Source organism: Actinoplanes sp. NPDC051475, assembly GCF_040689425.1.
Lineage (GTDB): Bacteria > Actinomycetota > Actinomycetes > Mycobacteriales > Micromonosporaceae > Actinoplanes.
Genome location: NZ_JBFAZZ010000007.1, coordinates 143,598 through 161,743, shown reverse-complemented (window position 1 = coordinate 161,743; position 18,146 = coordinate 143,598). Strand labels below are relative to the sequence as shown.

The 18,146-nt window shown below is 71.7% G+C and carries 18 protein-coding genes; 12 read left to right on the top strand and 6 right to left on the bottom strand.

Features of this window, described 5'->3' with window-relative positions:
* The first annotated feature begins 22 nt into the window (after window positions 1–22).
* The 6 genes from AB0368_RS16600 to AB0368_RS16575 all read left to right on the top strand — a co-directional run bounded on the left by AB0368_RS16600 (window position 23) and on the right by AB0368_RS16575 (window position 6,912).
* Complete coding sequence (locus tag AB0368_RS16600) at window positions 23–1,186, top strand: MBL fold metallo-hydrolase (RefSeq protein ID WP_366154739.1); 1,164 nt, start codon at window positions 23–25, stop codon at window positions 1,184–1,186.
* A gap of 152 nt (window positions 1,187–1,338) precedes the next feature.
* Window positions 1,339–2,373 (top strand): LacI family DNA-binding transcriptional regulator, encoded by a 1,035-nt coding sequence (locus AB0368_RS16595; RefSeq protein WP_366154738.1) that lies wholly within the window; start codon window positions 1,339–1,341, stop codon window positions 2,371–2,373.
* Window positions 2,366–3,967 (top strand): FAD-dependent oxidoreductase, encoded by a 1,602-nt coding sequence (locus AB0368_RS16590; protein WP_366154737.1) that lies wholly within the window; start codon window positions 2,366–2,368, stop codon window positions 3,965–3,967. Before AB0368_RS16595 ends, AB0368_RS16590 begins: the two co-directional genes overlap by 8 nt.
* 17 nt (window positions 3,968–3,984) lie before the next feature.
* Window positions 3,985–5,211, top strand: a complete 1,227-nt coding sequence (locus tag AB0368_RS16585) for a sugar ABC transporter substrate-binding protein (RefSeq protein ID WP_366154736.1) — start codon at window positions 3,985–3,987, stop codon at window positions 5,209–5,211.
* Window positions 5,208–6,092, top strand: a complete 885-nt coding sequence (locus tag AB0368_RS16580) for a sugar ABC transporter permease (RefSeq protein WP_366154735.1) — start codon at window positions 5,208–5,210, stop codon at window positions 6,090–6,092. The genes AB0368_RS16585 and AB0368_RS16580 overlap by 4 nt, the downstream gene beginning before the upstream one ends.
* Complete coding sequence (locus AB0368_RS16575; protein ID WP_366154734.1) at window positions 6,082–6,912, top strand: carbohydrate ABC transporter permease; 831 nt, start codon at window positions 6,082–6,084, stop codon at window positions 6,910–6,912. Before AB0368_RS16580 ends, AB0368_RS16575 begins: the two co-directional genes overlap by 11 nt.
* A 4-nt stretch (window positions 6,913–6,916) precedes the next feature.
* Here AB0368_RS16575 and AB0368_RS16570 read toward each other — a convergent pair whose 3' ends face one another.
* Complete coding sequence (locus AB0368_RS16570; RefSeq protein WP_366154733.1) at window positions 6,917–7,144, bottom strand: hypothetical protein; 228 nt, start codon at window positions 7,142–7,144, stop codon at window positions 6,917–6,919.
* 124 nt (window positions 7,145–7,268) lie between these two features.
* On the bottom strand, window positions 7,269–8,180 hold the full coding sequence (locus AB0368_RS16565) for a YegS/Rv2252/BmrU family lipid kinase (protein ID WP_366154732.1): 912 nt from the start codon (window positions 8,178–8,180) through the stop codon (window positions 7,269–7,271).
* 88 nt (window positions 8,181–8,268) lie between these two features.
* Between AB0368_RS16565 and AB0368_RS16560 the strand changes: the two genes are divergently transcribed.
* The gene (locus AB0368_RS16560) at window positions 8,269–8,469 is read left to right on the top strand and encodes a hypothetical protein (protein ID WP_366154731.1); all 201 of its coding nucleotides are present in this window, start codon (window positions 8,269–8,271) and stop codon (window positions 8,467–8,469) included.
* Here the strand turns inward: AB0368_RS16560 and AB0368_RS16555 are convergent.
* On the bottom strand, window positions 8,466–9,044 hold the full coding sequence (locus AB0368_RS16555) for a GAF domain-containing protein (protein ID WP_366154730.1): 579 nt from the start codon (window positions 9,042–9,044) through the stop codon (window positions 8,466–8,468). The genes AB0368_RS16560 and AB0368_RS16555 overlap by 4 nt on opposite strands.
* 225 nt (window positions 9,045–9,269) lie before the next feature.
* Here AB0368_RS16555 and AB0368_RS16550 point away from each other — a divergent pair, with 225 nt between their 5' ends.
* Together AB0368_RS16550 and AB0368_RS16545 are read left to right on the top strand one after the other, a co-directional pair.
* On the top strand, window positions 9,270–10,178 hold the full coding sequence (locus AB0368_RS16550; protein WP_366154729.1) for a PfkB family carbohydrate kinase: 909 nt from the start codon (window positions 9,270–9,272) through the stop codon (window positions 10,176–10,178).
* On the top strand, window positions 10,171–12,495 hold the full coding sequence (locus AB0368_RS16545) for a glycosyl hydrolase family 65 protein (RefSeq protein ID WP_366154728.1): 2,325 nt from the start codon (window positions 10,171–10,173) through the stop codon (window positions 12,493–12,495). The genes AB0368_RS16550 and AB0368_RS16545 overlap by 8 nt, the downstream gene beginning before the upstream one ends.
* Here AB0368_RS16545 and AB0368_RS16540 read toward each other — a convergent pair.
* The 3 genes from AB0368_RS16540 to AB0368_RS16530 form a co-directional block, all read right to left on the bottom strand.
* On the bottom strand, window positions 12,492–13,772 hold the full coding sequence (locus AB0368_RS16540; protein WP_366154915.1) for a hemolysin family protein: 1,281 nt from the start codon (window positions 13,770–13,772) through the stop codon (window positions 12,492–12,494). The two genes, AB0368_RS16545 and AB0368_RS16540, sit on opposite strands and share 4 nt — an antisense overlap.
* A 154-nt stretch (window positions 13,773–13,926) precedes the next feature.
* Window positions 13,927–14,634 carry a dethiobiotin synthase gene (bioD, locus tag AB0368_RS16535; RefSeq protein ID WP_366154914.1) on the bottom strand — a complete coding sequence of 236 codons (708 nt, stop codon included), beginning with the start codon at window positions 14,632–14,634 and terminating at the stop codon, window positions 13,927–13,929.
* A gap of 512 nt (window positions 14,635–15,146) precedes the next feature.
* Window positions 15,147–16,283 carry an 8-amino-7-oxononanoate synthase gene (locus AB0368_RS16530; RefSeq protein WP_366154727.1) on the bottom strand — a complete coding sequence of 379 codons (1,137 nt, stop codon included), beginning with the start codon at window positions 16,281–16,283 and terminating at the stop codon, window positions 15,147–15,149.
* A gap of 149 nt (window positions 16,284–16,432) precedes the next feature.
* Between AB0368_RS16530 and bioB the strand changes: the two genes are divergently transcribed.
* The 3 genes from bioB to AB0368_RS16515 are packed head-to-tail and all read left to right on the top strand — an operon-like array spanning window position 16,433 to window position 18,118.
* Complete coding sequence (gene bioB, locus AB0368_RS16525) at window positions 16,433–17,428, top strand: biotin synthase BioB (protein ID WP_366154726.1); 996 nt, start codon at window positions 16,433–16,435, stop codon at window positions 17,426–17,428.
* On the top strand, window positions 17,425–17,613 hold the full coding sequence (locus AB0368_RS16520; protein WP_366154725.1) for a hypothetical protein: 189 nt from the start codon (window positions 17,425–17,427) through the stop codon (window positions 17,611–17,613). The genes bioB and AB0368_RS16520 overlap by 4 nt, the downstream gene beginning before the upstream one ends.
* The gene (locus tag AB0368_RS16515) at window positions 17,597–18,118 is read left to right on the top strand and encodes a GNAT family protein (protein ID WP_366154724.1); all 522 of its coding nucleotides are present in this window, start codon (window positions 17,597–17,599) and stop codon (window positions 18,116–18,118) included. The genes AB0368_RS16520 and AB0368_RS16515 overlap by 17 nt, the downstream gene beginning before the upstream one ends.
* Window positions 18,119–18,146: the final 28 nt, after the last annotated feature.

Sequence of the window (18,146 nt, the reverse complement as noted above, 5' to 3'; positions counted from 1 at the left end):
AACTGACACGGAGGAACCGCGCATGGCGAAGCAGGCAGACGGCCGTCGAAGGCACACCGGGGCTGAGCTTGCCCGCGGCGGAAAACCGAGACGAAAAGCCGGTTGGATCGCCCTGGCCTTGGGTGCGGCCGCGGTATGGGCGGCACGCGACATCCCGCTGCAGATGGGCTCGCGCAAGATCGGCAGTCGCGCTGAGGGGGAGCGCGGGGCCCGTTACGCCCGCTCGCCGCAGTTCTCCGACGGCAAGTTCCGCAACGCCGTGCCCGCCACCGAGGTGGCCGTCGCGTCGATGCCGCGCCTGCTGACGGCCGCCCTGACCGGGCGTGAGCACCGCCATCCCGCCGGGCCGATCCCCGTGGTCACCCCGGAGACCGGCGGCGACGGCCTCTACGTGACCTGGTACGGGCACTCCTCAGCGCTGATCGAGATCGAGGGCCGGCGGGTGCTGGTCGACCCGGTCTGGAGCGACCGCTGTTCCCCGTCGCGCCTGCAGGGGCCCAAGCGTCTGCACGAGCCGCCCGTGGCGCTGCGCGAGCTTCCGCCGATCGACGCGGTGCTGATCTCCCACGACCACTACGACCACCTTGACATGGAGACGATCCGCACCCTCGTCGACCTGCAGGCCGCGCCGTTCCTGGTGCCGCTGGGAATCGGGGCGCACCTGGAGCGGTGGGGCGTACCGGCGACCCGGATCGTCGAGCTGGACTGGGACGAGCGCGCCAGGGTCGCGGGCATCGAGTTCATCGCCACGGCCGCCCGGCACTTCTCCGGCCGCGGCTTCTCCCGCGACGAGACTTTGTGGGCGTCCTGGGTCATTGCCGGGCCGACCCGCAAGGCGTTCTACTCCGGCGACACCGGCTACTTCCCGGGATTCGCCGAGATCGGTGAGCAGTACGGCCCGTTCGACGTGTCGCTCGTGCAGATCGGCGCGTACGGCGACGCGTGGCCGGACATCCACATGGTTCCCGAGGACGGGGTGGCCACCCACGTCGACGTCCGGGGCGGGCTGATGATCCCGGTGCACTGGGCCACCTTCAACCTCGCCCTGCACGACTGGGCGGAGCCGGCCGACCGGGCCTGGCGCGAGGCCAAGGCGCGCGACGTCCGGCTGGCGGTGCCGCGGCCGGGGGAGCGGGTCGACGTGGACAACCCGCCGCCCGTCGACGGCTGGTGGCAGCAGCTCTGATCCGTTCCGTGTGACAGCCCGGTCGCCTTGCCGGCCGGGCTTTCGCGTACCCACCTGCTAATACCTATTAGTCCTTGACGATCGGTGTCGCGGAGCCTCAGGATGGTGCATCGCTTGACTAATGCGTATTAGCGACACCGAGGGGGGCTCCTGTGACCAGCTCGCGACGACGGGTGACGCAGCAGGACATCGCCCGGATGACCGGCGTGAGCCAGGCGACGGTATCCCTCGTGCTCAACGGCCGCCACGACGCCGACGTGCGGATCGCCCCCGGGACCCGCGAGCGGGTGCTGCAGGCGATCCGGAGCACCGGCTACGTGGCCGACCCGATCGCCCGCCGGCTCGCCGCCCGGCACAACCGGATCCTCGGCGTCTTCACCTACGAGCCGGTGTTCCCGGCCGGGCTCGGCGACTTCTACCACCCGTTCCTGGTCGGCATCGAGGAGTGCGCCGAGCGGGTCGGATGCGACCTGCTGCTGCTCACCAGCGCGCCGGTGGTCGACGGGCGGCGCCGGATCTTCCATCCGGACAACCGGCTGCGGCTCGCCGACGGCTGCATCCTGCTGGGCCGCTCGCTCGACCCCGCGGAGCTCGCCCGGCTCGTGGCCGAGGCGCAGCCGTTCGTCAGCGTCGGCCGGCGCGACGACGCGGGCGGGCCGGTGCCGTACGTGGGTGCCGACTACCCCGCGGCCACCGCGGCCCAGGTGCGGGCCGCCGTCGCGCTGGGGCACCGGCGGCTCGTCTACGTGGGCCAGGGCGCCGGTCCGGAGTCGCACGCCGACCGGTTACGGGGATTCGCCGCCGCGGCGGCCGCGGCCGGTGTGGACGGACGCCATCTGCCGATCGCCGGTTCGGGTGCGGCGGAGGTGCTCGACGCGATCCGTGCCGACCGGCGGACCTGTGTCTTCGTCGAGGAGTTCGCCGACGGGGTGGCGATCGCCGAGGTCGCGGCCGCGCGCGGGTTACGCGTACCGGAGGATCTCTCGCTGGTCGCCCTGGGCGACCCGACCCGGCCGGCCGCGACCGACATCGACGTCACGGGTTACCGGATCCCGCGGCGGGAGATGGGGTGGCAGGCGGTGGAGGTGCTCGCCGGGATGCTGGCCGGCGAGGACGGCCCGACGCAGCGGATCCTGGCGTGCGAGCCGGTGGCCGGCACGACGCTGGCGGCGGTGGCCGGTGCCTGAGGAGAGGCGGGCCGAGGTCGTCGTCGTGGGCGGCGGGCTCGGCGGCGTGGCGGCCGCGCTGGCAGCGGCGCGGGCCGGGCGGTCGGTGCTCCTGACCGAGGAGTACGCCTGGCTCGGCGGCCAGCTGACCAGCCAGGCGGTGCCGCCGGACGAGCACAGCTGGGTCGAGCAGTTCGGCGTGACGGCGAGCTACCGGGCGTTGCGCGACGGCATCCGCGACTACTACCGGCGGCACTACCCGCTGACCGATCGGGCCCGGCGGACCCGGGAGCTGAATCCGGGCGCCGGGCACGTGAGCAGGCTGTGCCACGAGCCGCGGGTCGCGGTCGCCGTCATCGAGGCGATGCTCGCGCCGTTCAGGGGGAGCGGGCGGCTGACCGTGCTGCACGGGTGGGTCCCCGTCGCGGCCGGAACCGACGGCGACCGGGTGACCGCGGTGACCGTACGGCGGGACGGCGAGGAGCTGACCCTCGTGGCGCCGTACATTCTGGACGCCACCGAGACCGGGGAGCTCCTGCCGCTCACCGGCACCGAATACGTCACCGGGTTCGAGTCGCAGGGGCAGACCGGGGAGCCCAGCGCGCCCGAGACCGCCGACCCCACCAACATGCAGGCGTTCTCGGTCTGCTTCGCGGTCGACCACGTGGACGGCGACCACACCGTCGACCGCCCCGCCTCGTACGCGAAATGGCGTGACCACCGACCCCCGTTCTGGGGCGCGAAGATGCTGTCCTGGCAGTCGCCGAGTCCCCGTACCCTCGAGATCTCGACCCGCTCCTTCACCCCCAACCCGGACGACGACCCGTGGCTGGTCGACGCGGACCAGCGGGCCGACCCGGGCGACGGCAACCTGTGGACGTTCCGGCGGATCGCCGCGCGGCGCACCTTCGCCGACGGCTTCTACCCGAGCGACATCTGCCTGGTGAACTGGCCGATGATCGATTACTTCGAGGCGCCGATCATCGACGTGCCGGACGCCGCTTGCCAGGTGGAGAAGGCCAGGGAGCTGTCCTTCTCGGTCCTCTACTGGCTGCAGACCGAGGCGCCGCGCCCCGACGGCGGCACCGGATGGAAGGGCCTGCGGCTGCGCGATGACGTCACCGGTGGCGACGACGGGCTCGCGATGGCGCCCTACATCCGCGAGTCGCGCCGGATCCGCGCCGAGTACACGATCGTCGAGCAGGACCTGTCGCTGGCCGTCCGCGGAGACAAGGGCGCGGTGTCGCACGCCGACTCGGTCGGCATCGGCATGTACCGCATCGACCTGCACCCCTCCACCGGCGGCGACACCTACATCGACGTGGGTTCGTGCCCCTTCGAGATCCCGCTCGGCGCCCTGATCCCGCAGCGGGTGGAGAACCTGCTGCCCGCCGGCAAGAACATCGGTACCACCCACATCACCAACGGATCCCACCGCCTGCACCCCGTCGAGTGGAACGTCGGCGAGGTCGCCGGCGTCCTCGCCGACTTCTGTCTCGCCCGCGCGGTGTCCCCCCGCGCGGTGCGCCACACCCCCGCCCTGCTGGCCGACTTCCAGGACCGCCTGACCGCCGACGGGGTCGAGCTGCGCTGGCCGGACGTCGGCGGTTACTGAGGAGGACCCCTCCCGCCATGAGAAGAACAGCCCTGATAGCCGCCACCGTCGTGCTCGCCGGCATCGCCGCGTGCGGCGGCGGAGACTCCGGTGCCGACGGCCCGATCACCCTGCGGATGACCACGTGGTCCGCGAACGAGGCGCACGTCCAGCTCTTCCAGCAGATCGCCGCCGACTACAAGCAGAGCCACCCCGACGTCACGGTGCAGTTCGACGCCCTGCCGTTCGAGAACTACACCACCACGCTGACCACGCAGATCGCCGGCGGCAAGGCGCCCGACCTCGCCTGGATCCTGGAGGCGTCGGCGCCGGACTTCGTCTCCTCGGGCGCGCTCGTGCCGCTGGACGGAAAGATCGAGAACGAGGGCGAGCTCGAGCCCGCCGCCACCGCGCTGTGGCGGCAGGACGGCAAGCTCATCGCGTACCCGTTCTCGACCTCGCCCTTCGGGGTCTTCGTCAACACCGACCTGGTCAAGGAGCTGCCGGCCGGGAGCGAGTGGACCTGGGAGAACGCCATGGCCGCCGCGGCGTCGGCCGCGAAGTCCAGCGGCAGGCAGGGGCTCGTGGTCCGCGACTTCGACTACAAGGCGTGGGACAACCTGGCATCGGTCTTCTACGGGTGGGGCGCCGAGGCGTGGAGCGCCGACGGGAAGACCTGCGGCTTCAACCAGCAGCCGATGGTGGACGCGATGACGTTCATCCACAAGGCGGTCTTCACCGACAAGGCGATGCCCGGCCCCGGCGTCGCGGCGGACTTCTTCGCCGGTGAGGCCGCGATGACGATTACGCAGATCTCCCGCGCGTCGCTGCTCAAGGACGCGACGTTCAAGTGGACGCTGGTGCCGCTGCCGGCCGGGCCCGAGGGCGAGTACTCGGTCATCGGCCAAGGCGGCCTCGGCGTGCTCAAGAAGGGCAGGCACGCGGAGGCGGCCGCAGATTTCCTGACCTTCTTCACCGACGACGCCAACTCCGCGAAGCTCGCACAGTTCTTCCCGCCGCCGCGCAAGCCGCAGCTCACCGCCGCGACGCTGGCGAAGAGCAACCCGCTGCTCAAGCCCGAGCAACTGCAGGACGTGGTGATCAACGGCATCGGCGCCGGCAAGGTCAAGCCCAGCCACCGCGACAGCGCCGAGATCGCCCAGGCCGTACGGTCGGCGCTCGACCCGCTGTGGAAGCCGGACGCGCAGGTGAAGCCGGTCCTCGACGGGGTCTGCGCGGCGATCGAGCCGCTGCTGGCGAAGTGACGGGGGCCGACCGGCGGCGCGACCGGCTCACCGGCTGTCTGTTCATCGCGCCGCAGCTCGCCGGGACGATCGCCTTCGTGCTGGTCCCGCTGGTGCTCGTGCTCTGGTACAGCCTGCACGAGTGGAACGTGCTCGCGGACACCTTCGACTTCGTGGGCACCGGCAACTACCGGCGGCTGATGGACGACCCGAAACTGTCCTCGGTGCTGCGGTCCACGTTCTTCTTCTCCGCCGGGCTGGTCGTGCTCAACCTGTCGCTGGCGATGCTGCTGGCCGTACTCCTGAACCAGAAGCTGCGCGGCACCACCCTCTTCCGGGTGGCGTTCTTCTCGCCCGTGGTGGTCTCGCTGGTCGCCTGGACCGTCGTCTGGGGCTTCATGCTCCAGCACAACGGCGGCATCAACGGCCTGCTGGACGCGATCGGCGTCGAGGGCCCCAACTGGCTGCGCTCCGACGGCACCGCGATGGCTTCCGTCGTCGTGGTGCAGGTCTTCAAGAACGTGGGCCTCAACATGGTGCTGTTCCTGGCGGCGTTGCAGGGCGTCCCCCAGGAGCTCCACGAGGCGGCCCGGATGGACGGGGCGGGCCGCTGGACCGTCTTCCGCCGGGTCACCCTGCCCATGATCAGCCCGACCGTGCTGCTGACCTCGATCATCACGATCGTCGGCTCGCTGCAGGTCTTCGCCCAGATCGCCGTCCTCACCCAGGGCGGCCCGGGCACGTCCACCACGGTGCTCGTCTACTACCTCTACCAGCAGGCCTTCCAGTTCCACACGTTCGGCTACGGCGCGACGCTGTCGGTCCTGCTCTTCCTCATCGTGCTGCTGCTCACGGTCGTGCAGTGGCAGCTGCGCAAAAGGTGGGTCTTCCATGAGTCCTAGGAGCCGGATCCTCCTGTACGCCGTGCTGCTCGTACTCTGCGTCCCGTTCGTCTTCCCGACGTGGTGGATGGTGACGTCCTCGCTGAAGCCGAACGCGGAGATCTTCGCCTACCCGCCCCGGCTGTGGCCCGCGGACCCGTCGTTCGACGCGTGGCGGCAGGTCTTCACCATGCAACCGTTCGCCGAGCAGTACTGGAACTCGGCGTACATCGCGGTGGTCGTCACCCTCGGCACGCTGGCGGTGGCGGCGCCGGCGGGCTACGCGTTCGCCCGCATCCGCTTCCCGGCCCGTAACGCCCTGTTCCTGGTGGTGATCACCGGCCTGCTCGTCCCGAGCGAGGTGACGATCGTGCCGCTCTTCCGGATGTTCAACGCGCTCGGGCTGGTCGACACGCACTGGCCGCTGATCCTCGTGCCCGTATTCGGGGCGCCGTCCGTGCTGGCGACGTTCATCATGCGGCAGTTCTTCGTCACGCTGCCGGTCGAGCTGGAGGAGGCGGCCCGGATGGACGGACTGGGCCGCTCCGCGATCTTCCGCCGCATCGCCCTGCCCCTGGCGAAGCCGGCCCTGGGCGCGGTCGCCATCTTCACGTTCCTGCACAGCTGGAACCAGTTCCTGGAGCCGATCGTGTTCATCTCCAGCAAGGAGAAGTACACGCTGCCGCAGGCCCTGACCCAGTTCACCGACGTCTACCAGGGCCCGCTGTGGAACGTTCAGCTGTCGGCGGCGTCGATGACCGCGATCCCGGTGCTGATCGTCTTCGTGCTCGCCCAGCGGCAGTTCATCGAGGGCCTGGCGCACACCGGCCTCAAGGGATAGTCGCTCAGTGCCCGGCGTCGTAGGCCGCGGCCACGAAGGTGGCGACAAAGAACAGGACGCCCAGGATCAGCGGCCGGGTACGGCCCCAGGCGATCTTCCGCTTGGCGGGAACGTCGCGCTTCGCCGCGCGCAGATCCCGCCAGGCCGCGTGGGCCCGCCCGGCCCGGTAACCGATCACGATCACGGTGGTGGCGCTCATCACCGTGGCAACGCTCGCTACGTGGTACGTCATGCGAACCCCCTGGAGCCGAAGCGGTGTCGGACGGACCTCAGTGTGGGGTGCCGACCCGCCCGTTTCCAGCGGATTGAGAATGCTAAAACGCCATAAACAGCGATTCAGGGTACGGACGGCAGTGTCAGCTATCCGATCGTTCGCGTGGCACGCAGACCTTGACAGCGGCCGGTGCGACCTCGATCCGGATCTTCTTCACCGCATCACGCGCGCCGCCGTCCAGCTCGTACGTCAACGGCTCCCGCAGCTTCACGTCGATGCGCCGGGCCCGCGTCATGTGCACGAACGGCGAGTCCTCCGAACGCCCCACCGCCATCCGCCCCATCGTCCGCGCCCACTGCGCGGCGCCCCGAGCCGTGGAGACCCCGACGTCCAGCCACCCGTCGTCGGGCTTGGCGTCGTCGAACGCCGTGATGCCCCCGGTGATCGTCCCGACGTTGCCGACCAGGACGCAGGTCGCGTCGTCCTTGAACCAGTCGGTGCCGTCCACCTTGATCTTCGCCTTGGGCGCGGGGTCGTCGAGATGGCGCAGCCCGGTGTAGACGTACGACAGCTTGCCCAGCCGGTCCTTCAGCTTCCCGTCGGCGTCCTGGATCATCGCCCCGTCGAACCCGATCCCCGCCATGACGGCGAAGTGCTCCCCGTTGAGCACCCCGAGATCGAGCCGGTGCCGCCGCCCGTGGAAGGCGATCTGCACGGCGCCCTCGAGATCGTGAGGGACCCCGAGGTTGGTGGCGAGCAGGTTCGCGGTCCCGGCGGGGATGATCCCGACCGGCACCTTGGCCCCGCCCCCGGAGCCGGCGACGGCGTCGAGGGTCCGCTGCACCATCCCATCACCGCCCCACACGATCAGCAGGTCAGGCTGCTGCTTCAGGGCGCGCCGGACCTGCTTGGGGGCCTTCTTGCTCTTCGGCACCTCGTACCAGAGCAGATCCTCCACGCCCTCGTCCGAGATCCGCCGGCGCAGCTCGTCGAGCCCGCCACCGAGAGTCTTGCGCTGATGGGCGACCACAGCGACTTTCCGGGGAGTCCGCATGCCGCAGCCGATACCCGAACCGCGGTATTACTACGCATGACCCGGTTCTGACAGTCCCTCGGCCTGCTCGACATGACCGCGTACGGCCGTGGCGAGGCGTTGGGAGGACAGCCCCGAGGGCCGGCCCGTGCTCGGCGATGTCCGCGAGGAGCACCCGTCCGCGGGCGGTCAGGCCTGCTGGTGCTGGCGCTCGGACGCGGCCGGGAACGCCAGTTGGGGCGCGACCAGCCGTCCCGTGCCGCAGTGGACCCGCCCCGGCGCGACCCCGGTGGAAACCCTCGGCCGCTAAGACACCGATTCGCGCATGCGTTGTTCGGCGGCGGCGCTGCGGATCACCATCAGGCGAAGCTCGAGTTCGTCCGACACCATCGAGGCCAGGTGTTCCAGGGCCTTCAGCTGGCGGGCGGACGCCTCGCGCGGCCGGCTGTCGATCACGTTGACCGTGCCGAGGCGGTAGCCGTCGTGGGTGCGGATGGGGGCGGCCGCGTAGAAGCGAAGGCCCAGCTCGCCGCGGACCAGCGGGTGTTCGAGGGTCCGGGGGTCGACCGCGGCGTTGTTGATCACGTAGACCTCGTCCTGGGCGATGACCGAGGCGCACAGGCCCGGCTCCTTGCCCACCTCGCGGACGCCCGTGAGGCCCTGGCACGCCGCGAGCCAGACGCGGTCCTGTTCCACCAGCGAGACCGTCGCGATCGGGGTGTCGAAGATCGCGCCCGCCACGAAGGCGATGCGGTCGTACGCGTCCTCGACCGGCTGGTCCACCAGCCGGTAGCGGCGTACGGCGTCGAGGCGGCGCTGCTCGTCGGGGCTGACGTTGTCCAGGTATTCGTAAGCGCCGCCGGACACCGGGCTGCTGTTCGTCACGGGAATCCCCTCACGCATCGGTCGCTCGGTCGCTGAGGCCGGCTCGCAACTGCTCATCGGAGGTGGTCCCACCCGCTCATGCAGGTGGTACCACCGTCGCGAACAAGCCTCACAGTGAGCCTAGTGAAACTTCCGGGGGCGCCCGCAATGGCTGAGCGGCGACAAATCTCCCCGACGGTGCGGAGACGCGGGAATGTCGCACAAACTGTCGGGTACTAGATGATCGTGACAACACCCGTAGCGGCCGTAGTGGGGCAACTCGCCCGCGACCTTGTCCTGTCCGTCGATGCCGTGCCCGGCGCCGGGGAAGCCGGCGACGCCACCGGCCGGCGGGAGCAACTGGGCGGCAAGGGGGCCAACCAGGCGGTGGCGCTCGCCCAGCTCGGCGTCCGCCCTCGGCTCGTCGCCGTGGCGGGTGATGACGTCATCGGCGACGTGCTGCTCGACCAGGCCCGGCGGGACGGCATCGAGGTGACCGCGGTGGTCCGCCGCCGCGACACACTCACGGGACTCATCGTGGAGCTGCTCGAGTCCGACGGAACGTGGCGGTACGTCCAGCACCTGCCCGAGGCCGTACTGCTGACCGAACATGACGTCGAGGCGGCGCATGCGGTCATCGCCGGTGCTGACGCCGTACTCGTGCAGCTGCAGCAACCACCCGCGGCCGCGCTGGCCGCCGCCCGGATCGGGCACGACGCCGGCCGGCTCGTGGTGCTCGACGGCGTACCGGAGGAACGCCGCGACGACCTGCTCGCCGCCGCGGACGTGGTGCGGGCCGACGACCGGGAGGCGAGGCTGCTGCTCGGCGACGAACCGACGGTGGAGAACGCGCGGAGCCTGCTGGATCAGGGCCCGCGGCTGCTGGCGCTCGGCGTCGGGGACGGCAACCTCTTCGTCTGGCGCGACGGTGACCTGCGGCTGCCGCTTACCGACGAGAAGGTCGTCGACACCACCGGGGGAGGGGACGCCTTCACGGCGTCCTTGACGGCGTCGCTGCTGCGCGGCGAGGACCCTGCGACGGCGGCCCGGTGGGCGGTGGCCGCGTCCGGGGCGACGGTCGGGCATCCCAGCGGCCGCCCGGACCTGCGCTCCGAAGACCTGGCAAAGCGGGTGCGGGAGCTGTCCGGTGAGTGAGCCAGGGCCGGCGGAGCCGTGGTCCGTACGAGAGGCGGGCCTGTCGGGGGAAGCGCTCAGCACGTCCGCCCTGCGCCAGTCGGAGTCCGTGTTCGCCCTCGCCAACGGGCACATCGGGCTGCGCGGCAACCTCGACGAGGGCACCCCCTGCGGGATGCCGGGCACCTACCTGAACTCGCTCTTCGAGGAGCGCGACCTCGAGTATCCCGAGGCGGGCTACGGCTTCCCGGAGCGCACCGAGACGATCGTCGACGCCCCCAACGGCAAGCTGATCTCGCTGACCGCCGATGACGAGCGGTTCGACATCCGCTCCGGCATCCTGCGGCGCCACGAACGCTGCCTGGACCTGCGGGCCGGCACGCTGAGCCGCGACGTCGAGTGGGTCTCCCCGTCCGGGGCGGCGGTGCGCATCCGCAGCGTCCGGGTCGTCTCGTTCCCGCAGCCGGCCGTCGCAGCCATCCGATACGAGGTCGAGGCGCTGGAGCGTCCGGTGCGGATCCGGATCGACTCGGATCTGCTCGCCAACGAGGAGCAGCCGGACCAGCGCCACGACCCACGGGCCTCGGCGGTGCTGCACGCGCCGCTGGAGCCGGTCTCGCACTCGCCGGACGTGCTGCTGCACCGCACCCGGCGCAGTGGCATCGAGGTGGCTTCCGCCGTGGCCCACGTCGGTCCTCCCCTCACCACGTCTTCTGACCCGGACCTCATTCGTGCCGTGGTCAGCGCAACCCTCGAACCGGGGACGCCGTTGCGGCTCGACAAGTTTCTCGCATATGCGTGGGGCGCGGCGGGGCCTGTGGACAACGCGCCGGGGTTTCCGGCCCTTGTGGACAAGGCGCTCGCCGACCGCGACGAGGCCGTACGGTTGGGCTTCGACGCGCTGCTGGACCGGCAGCGTGAATACCTCGACGACTTCTGGGAGACCGCGGACGTCGAGCTGGACGGGGATCCGGAGGTGCAACAGGGCGTCCGCTTCGGGCTCTTCCACGTGCTGCAGGCCGGCGCCCAGGCCGGGCCGCACCCCATCGCAGCCAAGGGGCTGACCGGCAACGGGTACGACGGCCACGTGCTCTGGGACACGGAAACGTTCGTGTTGCCCGTCCTGACGTACACGCATCCGGCCTGTGTGGGTCTGGCCCTGCGCTGGCGGCATGCGACGCTGGGTGCGGCCCGGGAACGCGCCCGGACGCTGCGGCTGGCCGGGGCGGCGTACCCGTGGCGGACCATCGGCGGCGACGAGTGCTCCGGATACTGGCCGGCCGGGACGGCGGCGCTGCACGTCAACGCGGACATCGCGGCGGCGGTGCTGCGTTACGTCGCCGCCAGTGCCGACGAGGAGTTCCTCCGGGAAGCCGGGCTGGAGATCCTGGTGGAGACCGCAAGGCTGTGGTGCCGGGTCACCCACGCCGACGATGAGGGCGTCGTCCACATCGCCGGGGTCACCGGTCCGGACGAGTACAGCGCGCTGGTGGACGACAACGTCTTCACCAACCTCATGGCCCAGCAGAACCTGCTCGGCGCCGCGGACGCCGCCGAGCGGCTCGGTGCTCCCGGCGTCACCGCGGAGGAGATCGGCGCGTGGCGGGCGGCGGCGCGGCGGCTCTTCATCCCGTACGCGTCCCGCCGCGAGGTCCACGAGCAGCACAGCGGATTCACCCGCCTGCAGGAGTGGGATTTCGACGCCACCAAGGAGGACGACTACCCGCTGATGCTCTCCTTCCCGTACCTCGAGCTGTACCGCCGCCAAGTGGTGAAGCAGGCAGACCTGGTCCTGGCCATGATGCTGCGCGGCGACGTCTTCAGCCCCGAGGAGAAGCGGCGCAACTTCGAGTACTACGAGGCCCGTACGGTGCGCGACTCGTCGCTGTCGGCGCCGGCACAGGCGGTACTGGCCGCGGAGACCGGTCACCTGGATCTGGCGTACGACTACGCCGCGGAGGCCGCGTTGCTCGACCTGCGCTCCGGCGGCGAGGCCAGCGGCGACGGCCTGCACATCGCGGCGTGCGCGGGCGCCTGGATCGCGCTGGTGCAGGGCTTCGGCGGCCTCCGCGACCACGGCGGCCACCTGTCGTTCGCGCCGCGCCTGCCCCGGCGCCTGCCCCGGCTGAGCTTCTGCCTGCGGTGGCGGGAGAGCAGCGTACGGGTGACGGTCACGCCGGCCGACGTCACGTACGAGGTGAGCGGCGCCGACCTGACCTTCGAGCACTACGGATCGGAGCTGACCGTGACGGCCGGTGAGCGGACCACGATCCCGCTGGACCCGGTGGAGATCCGGCCCGCGCCGCCGTCGCCGCGGCCGCCGGAACGCCGTACCTAATCGGCGATCTTCGCGTCCTTGCGCGCCAACGGCCGGAGCCGGACCCGGGTGATGGCCCGCCCGGTCACCTCGACCACCTCGGCGGTGAACTCGGGCAGCGTGACGATCTCGCCCGGCCCGGTCGGGATGTGCCCGAGCGCGGCCAGCACCATGCCGGCGACCGTGGTGTAGTCGCCCTCGTCCGGGACGTCGCCGTCGAAACCGATGTCGGGCAGGTCGTGGATGGGGAAGGAACCCGGCATGAGCAGGGCGCCGTCCGGCTCCTTGACGACCGCCTGCACGTCCCGGTCGGTCTCGTCGTAGATCTCGCCGACGATCTCCTCGACCAGGTCCTCCATGGTGATGATCCCGTCGATCGCCCCGCGCTCGTCCACGACCATGGCGAGCTGCTGCCGCTCGAGGCGCATCTGCCGCAGCGCGTCGGAGACCCGCAGCGTCTCGGGCAGGAAGAGCCCGGGCCGCGCCACCGCGTCGACCGGTCCTTCAGCCCCGACCAGGTCGCGCAGGTGCACCACTCCGATCACGTCGTCGAGCCCGGCCGGCCCGACCACCGGCGCCCGGGAATGCCCACCGGCGATGAGCTGCGCGAGGGCGTCGCGGCTGCGCAGACCCGTGGTGAGGGACAGAACATCACGGCGGGGCACGAGGATCTCCCGCAGGATCCGGTCGGCGATCTCGAACGCCCCGGAGATGATCGTGCGCTGCTCGGCGGAGAAGTCCTGCTGCGCGGCGACCATGTCGCGGATCTCCTCCGTGCTCACCTCTTCCCGCTGCGCCCGCGGGTCGCCGCCGGCCAGGCGTACCACGAGGTCGGTGGCCACGGAGAGCAACCAGACCGCCGGACGGGAGATCGTCGAGAGCAGGTCCAACGGGCGGGCCACCAGCAATGCCCACCCTTCCGTACGCTGCATCGCGATCCGCTTCGGCGCCAGCTCCCCGATGACCAGCGTGACGAAGGTCAGCACGATGGTGACCAGCAGGATCGCGGTCGGCCGGGCGGCGGCGCCGAGAAAGCCCAGCGGCTCGATCAGCGGCTCGGAGAGCGACACGGCCGCCGCCGCGGACGCGAGGAATCCGGCCAGGGTGATGCCGATCTGGATGGTGGCCAGGAACCGGTTCGGATCCCGCGTCAGCCGGCCCAGCACCCGCCCGGCGCGCGAGGTCCGCTCCAACTTGTGCACCTGGCTGTCCCGCAACGAGACCAGCGCCATCTCACTGCCGGAGAAGGCGGCATTCACCAGTACGAGCACCAGCACGAGCACGATCTGCCCGCCCATGCCATCCAGCTCCTCGGCGTAGGGGATCACGAGACCCACACGCTAGCGACCGGACCGTTACGGTCGCGCGGCGCCGTGCGGGAAAGTCCGTTTTTTCGGGTACGCCGTGAGCAATCGCCCGGAATCATGCCGGCATCGTCGGCGCCGGGCCGGGTCAGCTCACTTCTTCGGCCCAGACGCGCCAGTCGTCGAGGACGCCGTAGAGGGCCGGGGTCAGCCAGCCCGGAGCCGACCGCCGGAAGACTCCCGGGTCCATCTGGCCCGCGCCGTCCGGGAGGGCGCCGACCAGGTGCGGGACCAGGTCCGTGAGGTTGGCCCAGTGGACCAGCTCGGGCTCGGCCGGCCAGGCCCCGAGCACCACCTTGGCCGGCACGCCGCGCCGGTCGAGCGCCTCGAGGGTCAGCGCAGTGTGGTTGAGGGTCCCGAGCCCGGCGCGCGCCACGACGATCGTCTGCACGCCCAGCGTGGTCGCCAGGTCGGCCACCGTCCACGGCTCGCCGGACGGACGGACGCCCATCGGCACGAGCAGCCCGCCCGCGCCCTCGACCAGTACCAGGTCATGCTCGGTCGCCTCGGCGCGAATGGCGTCGACCACCTCGTAGAGCTCGAGCGGCGCCATTCCGGCGACCCGGGCGGCGGCCAGTGGCGCGAGCGGCTCCGGATAGGACGCGAGCGTGCGGCAGGTGTGCGGCGCGGCGAGGTGGGTGATCCGGTCGATGTCGGTCGGCGCGCCGTCGAGGGTGCCGGTCTGCCCCGGCTTGATCACCGCCACCCGGAGCCCGGCGGCCTGCGCGGCGGCGGCGACGGCCGAGGTGACGATCGTCTTGCCGACGTCGGTGTCGGTGCCGGTGATCAGCACGATGCCGCGCCACTCGCCGGACTCGGCCGGCCGGGCCTGGGTGCGAGCGGCCGGGGCGGGTGCCTCGACGTCGGGCACCGGCACGGTGAGCGGGGCGACGTCGGCGTCCGCCGGGTCGGCGGGCCCGACGCCGGGCGACACCGGCGCATCGGGAACCAGCCCAGGCCTCGGACCACCCGGCGCCGGCTCGCCCGGCGCCGGCTCGCCCGGCGCAGGCGAAAGGGGTGCAGGCGAAAGGGGCGCGGGCGAAAGCGGAGTGCCAGGCGCGGGCGAAAGCGGAGTGCCGGGCGCGGGCGAAACCGGAGTGCCGGGTGCCGGCGAGAGCGGAGTTCCGGGCGTTGGCCAGAAGGGACTGCCGGGTGCGGGCGAGAAGGGAGTGCCAGGCGCGGGTGAGAGCGGAGTGCCAGGCGCGGGTGACACCGGGGCGTCCGGCACCGGGGCGACGGAGCCGCTGAAAACGGGCGGCTGGGCCGGCGTCTCGGGGGACTGCCGCGGGTCGATCCGGTCGCCGGTCGTCAAGGTGCGCACTCCACGATCACATCCAAAGCCCGGTCGAACTCCTCCGCCGGGATGCCGGCGTTCAGCGTCAGGCGCAGCCGGGACGAGCCGTCCGGGGTGGACGGCGGCCGGAAGCAGCCCACGGCGATGTCCCGGTCGCGGCAGTCCGACGCCCAGGCCAGCGCCGCCTCCGGGCCCGGGGCGAACACCGACAGCACCGCGGCCGCCGGCGCCGAGATCTCGAAGCCGGCCGCGCGGAGCCGGTCCACCGTCGCGGCGGCGCGGTCCTTCAGCAGGGCGCGGCGGTCGTCCGCCCGCCGGGTGATCCGCAGCGCCGCGTGCACCCCCGCCACGACCGCCGGGGGCAGGGCCGTGTCGTAGATGAACGTGCGCCCGGTGTCGATCAGGTGCCGGATCAGCGGTTCGGGGCCCGCGACGACGCCGCCCGCGCCGCCCAGGGACTTGGACAGCGTCGCCGTCACCACGACGTCCGAGGCGCCGGCGAGACCTGCTGCCGCCACGCCGCCCGCGCCTGCCGGGCCGAGCAGGCCGAGGGCGTGGGCGTCGTCGACCAGCATCACGGCGCCGTGGGCGGAGGTCACCGCGTGCAGGTTGGCGAGCGGGGCGAGGTCGCCGTCCACCGAGAAGACCGACTCGGTGACGAACACCACGTCGCGACCGGGGTGGGCGGCGAGGATCTCCGCGAGCGCCGACGGGTCGGCGTGGGGGGCGACCACCACGTCTGCTCCGGAGGACCGGCAGCCGTCGATCAGCGAGGCGTGGTTGTAGCGGTCGGAGACCAGCAGCGTGCCCGGGCCGGCCAGCGCCCGGACGGCACCGAGGTTGGCCAGAAAGCCTGACGAGTAGACCAGCGCCTGCGGGAAGCCCAGCCAGTCCGACAGGTCCGCCTCGAGCGCCGCGTGTGCCTCCGTCGAGCCGCGCACGAGCCGCGAACCGGTCGCGCCCAGCCCGTACGCCCGCAGTGCCTCGACCCCGGCCCCCACGACCTCGGGGTGGACCGCCAGGCCGAGGTAGTCGTTGCCGGCCAGGTCCACGACGGTGTCGGTGGCCGCGCGGGGCCGCAGCGTCCGGGTGAGCCCGGCCTTCGCCCGCGCACGGGCCTGGCGCTGCAGCGCCTCCTGCCAGCCCGTCACCCGCACCCCACTCTTGCCCGCTCCGAAATTCTTGGCCGCTCGGAAATCTCGCCCGCTCGGAAATCTTGCCCGTTCCGACCGTCCGCCGGGCAAACTACCACTCACCACCGACAGTCCCGCGGCCCGGAACGGCCTTGTAGGGTACGGGCATGCCAGAGATCCTCGACCGGGCCCGCGCCCAGGTGCTGACTGACGGTGCAGGGCTCGACGAGGCCGGAATCCTCGACGTGTTGCGCCTTCCCGACGAGGACCTGCCGGAGCTGTTGCAGCTCGCGCACGACGTGCGGATGGCGTGGTGCGGCCCGGAGGTCGAGGTCGAGGGCATCGTCTCGCTGAAGACCGGCGGCTGCCCGGAGGACTGCCACTTCTGCTCGCAGTCGGGGCTGTTCACCTCGCCCGTCCGGTCCGTCTGGCTGGACATCCCGTCCCTCGTCGAGGCGGCCAAGCAGACCGCTGCCACCGGCGCCACGGAGTTCTGCATCGTCGCGGCGGTCCGCGGGCCCGACCAGCGGCTGATGACGCAGATGCGCGAGGGCGTCGCGGCGATCAAGGCGGCGGTCGACATCCAGGTCGCGGCGAGCCTCGGCATGCTCACCCAGGAGCAGGTCGACGAGCTGGTCGCGATGGGCGTGCACCGCTACAACCACAACCTCGAGACCTGCCAGTCCTTCTTCCCGAACGTGGTGACCACCCATTCGTGGGAGGAGCGCTGGGGCACCCTGAAGATGGTCCGCGACTCGGGCATGGAGGTCTGCTGCGGCGGCATCCTGGGCCTGGGGGAGACGATCGAGCAGCGTGCCGAGTTCGCCGCGCAGCTGGCGGAGCTGGACCCGCACGAGGTGCCGCTCAACTTCCTCAACCCCCGTCCGGGCACGCCGCTGGGTGACCGCCCGGTGGTCGAGGGCAAGGACGCGCTGCGCGCGATCGCGGCGTTCCGCCTGGCGATGCCGAGGACCATCCTTCGGTACGCGGGCGGCCGCGAGATCACCCTGGGCGACCTGGGTACGAAGGAGGGCCTGCTCGGCGGCATCAACGCAGTGATCGTGGGCAACTACCTGACCACCCTCGGCCGCCCGGCGACGGCCGACCTCGAGCTGCTCCAGGAGCTCAAGATGCCGGTCAAGGCGCTGTCGGCCACCCTGTGACGGTCCTGGTGTACTGCGACCGGTGCGGCGAGCCGGCCGCGGAGGGCGACCACAGCGCGTGCACCGCGGCGCGCAGCCTTGAGCCGCCGCGCTACTGCCCCGACTGCCGCCGCCGGATGAAGGTGCAGGTGGTGCCGACCGGCTGGACGGCCACCTGCGTGGAGCATGGTGTCCGCCACTCCTGAGCCGCTCCGCGGGGCGGTCGTGACGCTGCGCCTGGCGGCGGAGGGCGACGTCGAGGCGCTGGTCGCCGTACGCGGGACGCCGGAGGTCATGGCGCGGTGGCGCGGTGGCGACCTGGCCGCCGAGGTGCGTGAGTCGATCGCCGATCCGGAGCTGCACTACTACGCGATCGTCGTGGCGGACCGGATCGCCGGCGCCATCCAGTGGTCGGCGGAGGACGAGCCGGACTACCGGTACGCGAGCATCGACATCTTCCTCGACCCGTCGGTGCACGGGCGGGGGGTCGGCACCGACGCGGTGCGTACCCTCGCCGCTCATCTGATCGACCACGAGGGTTTTCACCGTTTGGTGATCGATCCGGCGGCCGACAACGCGGCGGCGATCCGCTGCTACGCCAAGGTCGGCTTCCAGCCCGTCGGGATCATGCGGCAGTACGAGCGCGGGCCCGACGGGACGTGGCACGACGGCCTGCTGATGGACCTGCTGGCCGGCGAACTGCTGCGCTGAGCCGGACCCATCGGCGACGGTGGGCGCT

What these genes read in the sequence shown, in the direction of transcription:
- AB0368_RS16600 (WP_366154739.1), top strand. Translation starts at nt 23, where the DNA reads ATGGCGAAGCAGGCAGACGGCCGTCGAAGGCACACCGGGGCTGAGCTT.
- AB0368_RS16585 (WP_366154736.1), top strand. Translation starts at nt 3,985, where the DNA reads ATGAGAAGAACAGCCCTGATAGCCGCCACCGTCGTGCTCGCCGGCATC.
- AB0368_RS16575 (WP_366154734.1), top strand. Translation starts at nt 6,082, where the DNA reads ATGAGTCCTAGGAGCCGGATCCTCCTGTACGCCGTGCTGCTCGTACTC.
- AB0368_RS16570 (WP_366154733.1), bottom strand. Translation starts at nt 7,144, where the DNA reads ATGACGTACCACGTAGCGAGCGTTGCCACGGTGATGAGCGCCACCACC.
- AB0368_RS16565 (WP_366154732.1), bottom strand. Translation starts at nt 8,180, where the DNA reads ATGCGGACTCCCCGGAAAGTCGCTGTGGTCGCCCATCAGCGCAAGACT.
- AB0368_RS16540 (WP_366154915.1), bottom strand. Translation starts at nt 13,772, where the DNA reads ATGGGCGGGCAGATCGTGCTCGTGCTGGTGCTCGTACTGGTGAATGCC.
- bioB (WP_366154726.1), top strand. Translation starts at nt 16,433, where the DNA reads ATGCCAGAGATCCTCGACCGGGCCCGCGCCCAGGTGCTGACTGACGGT.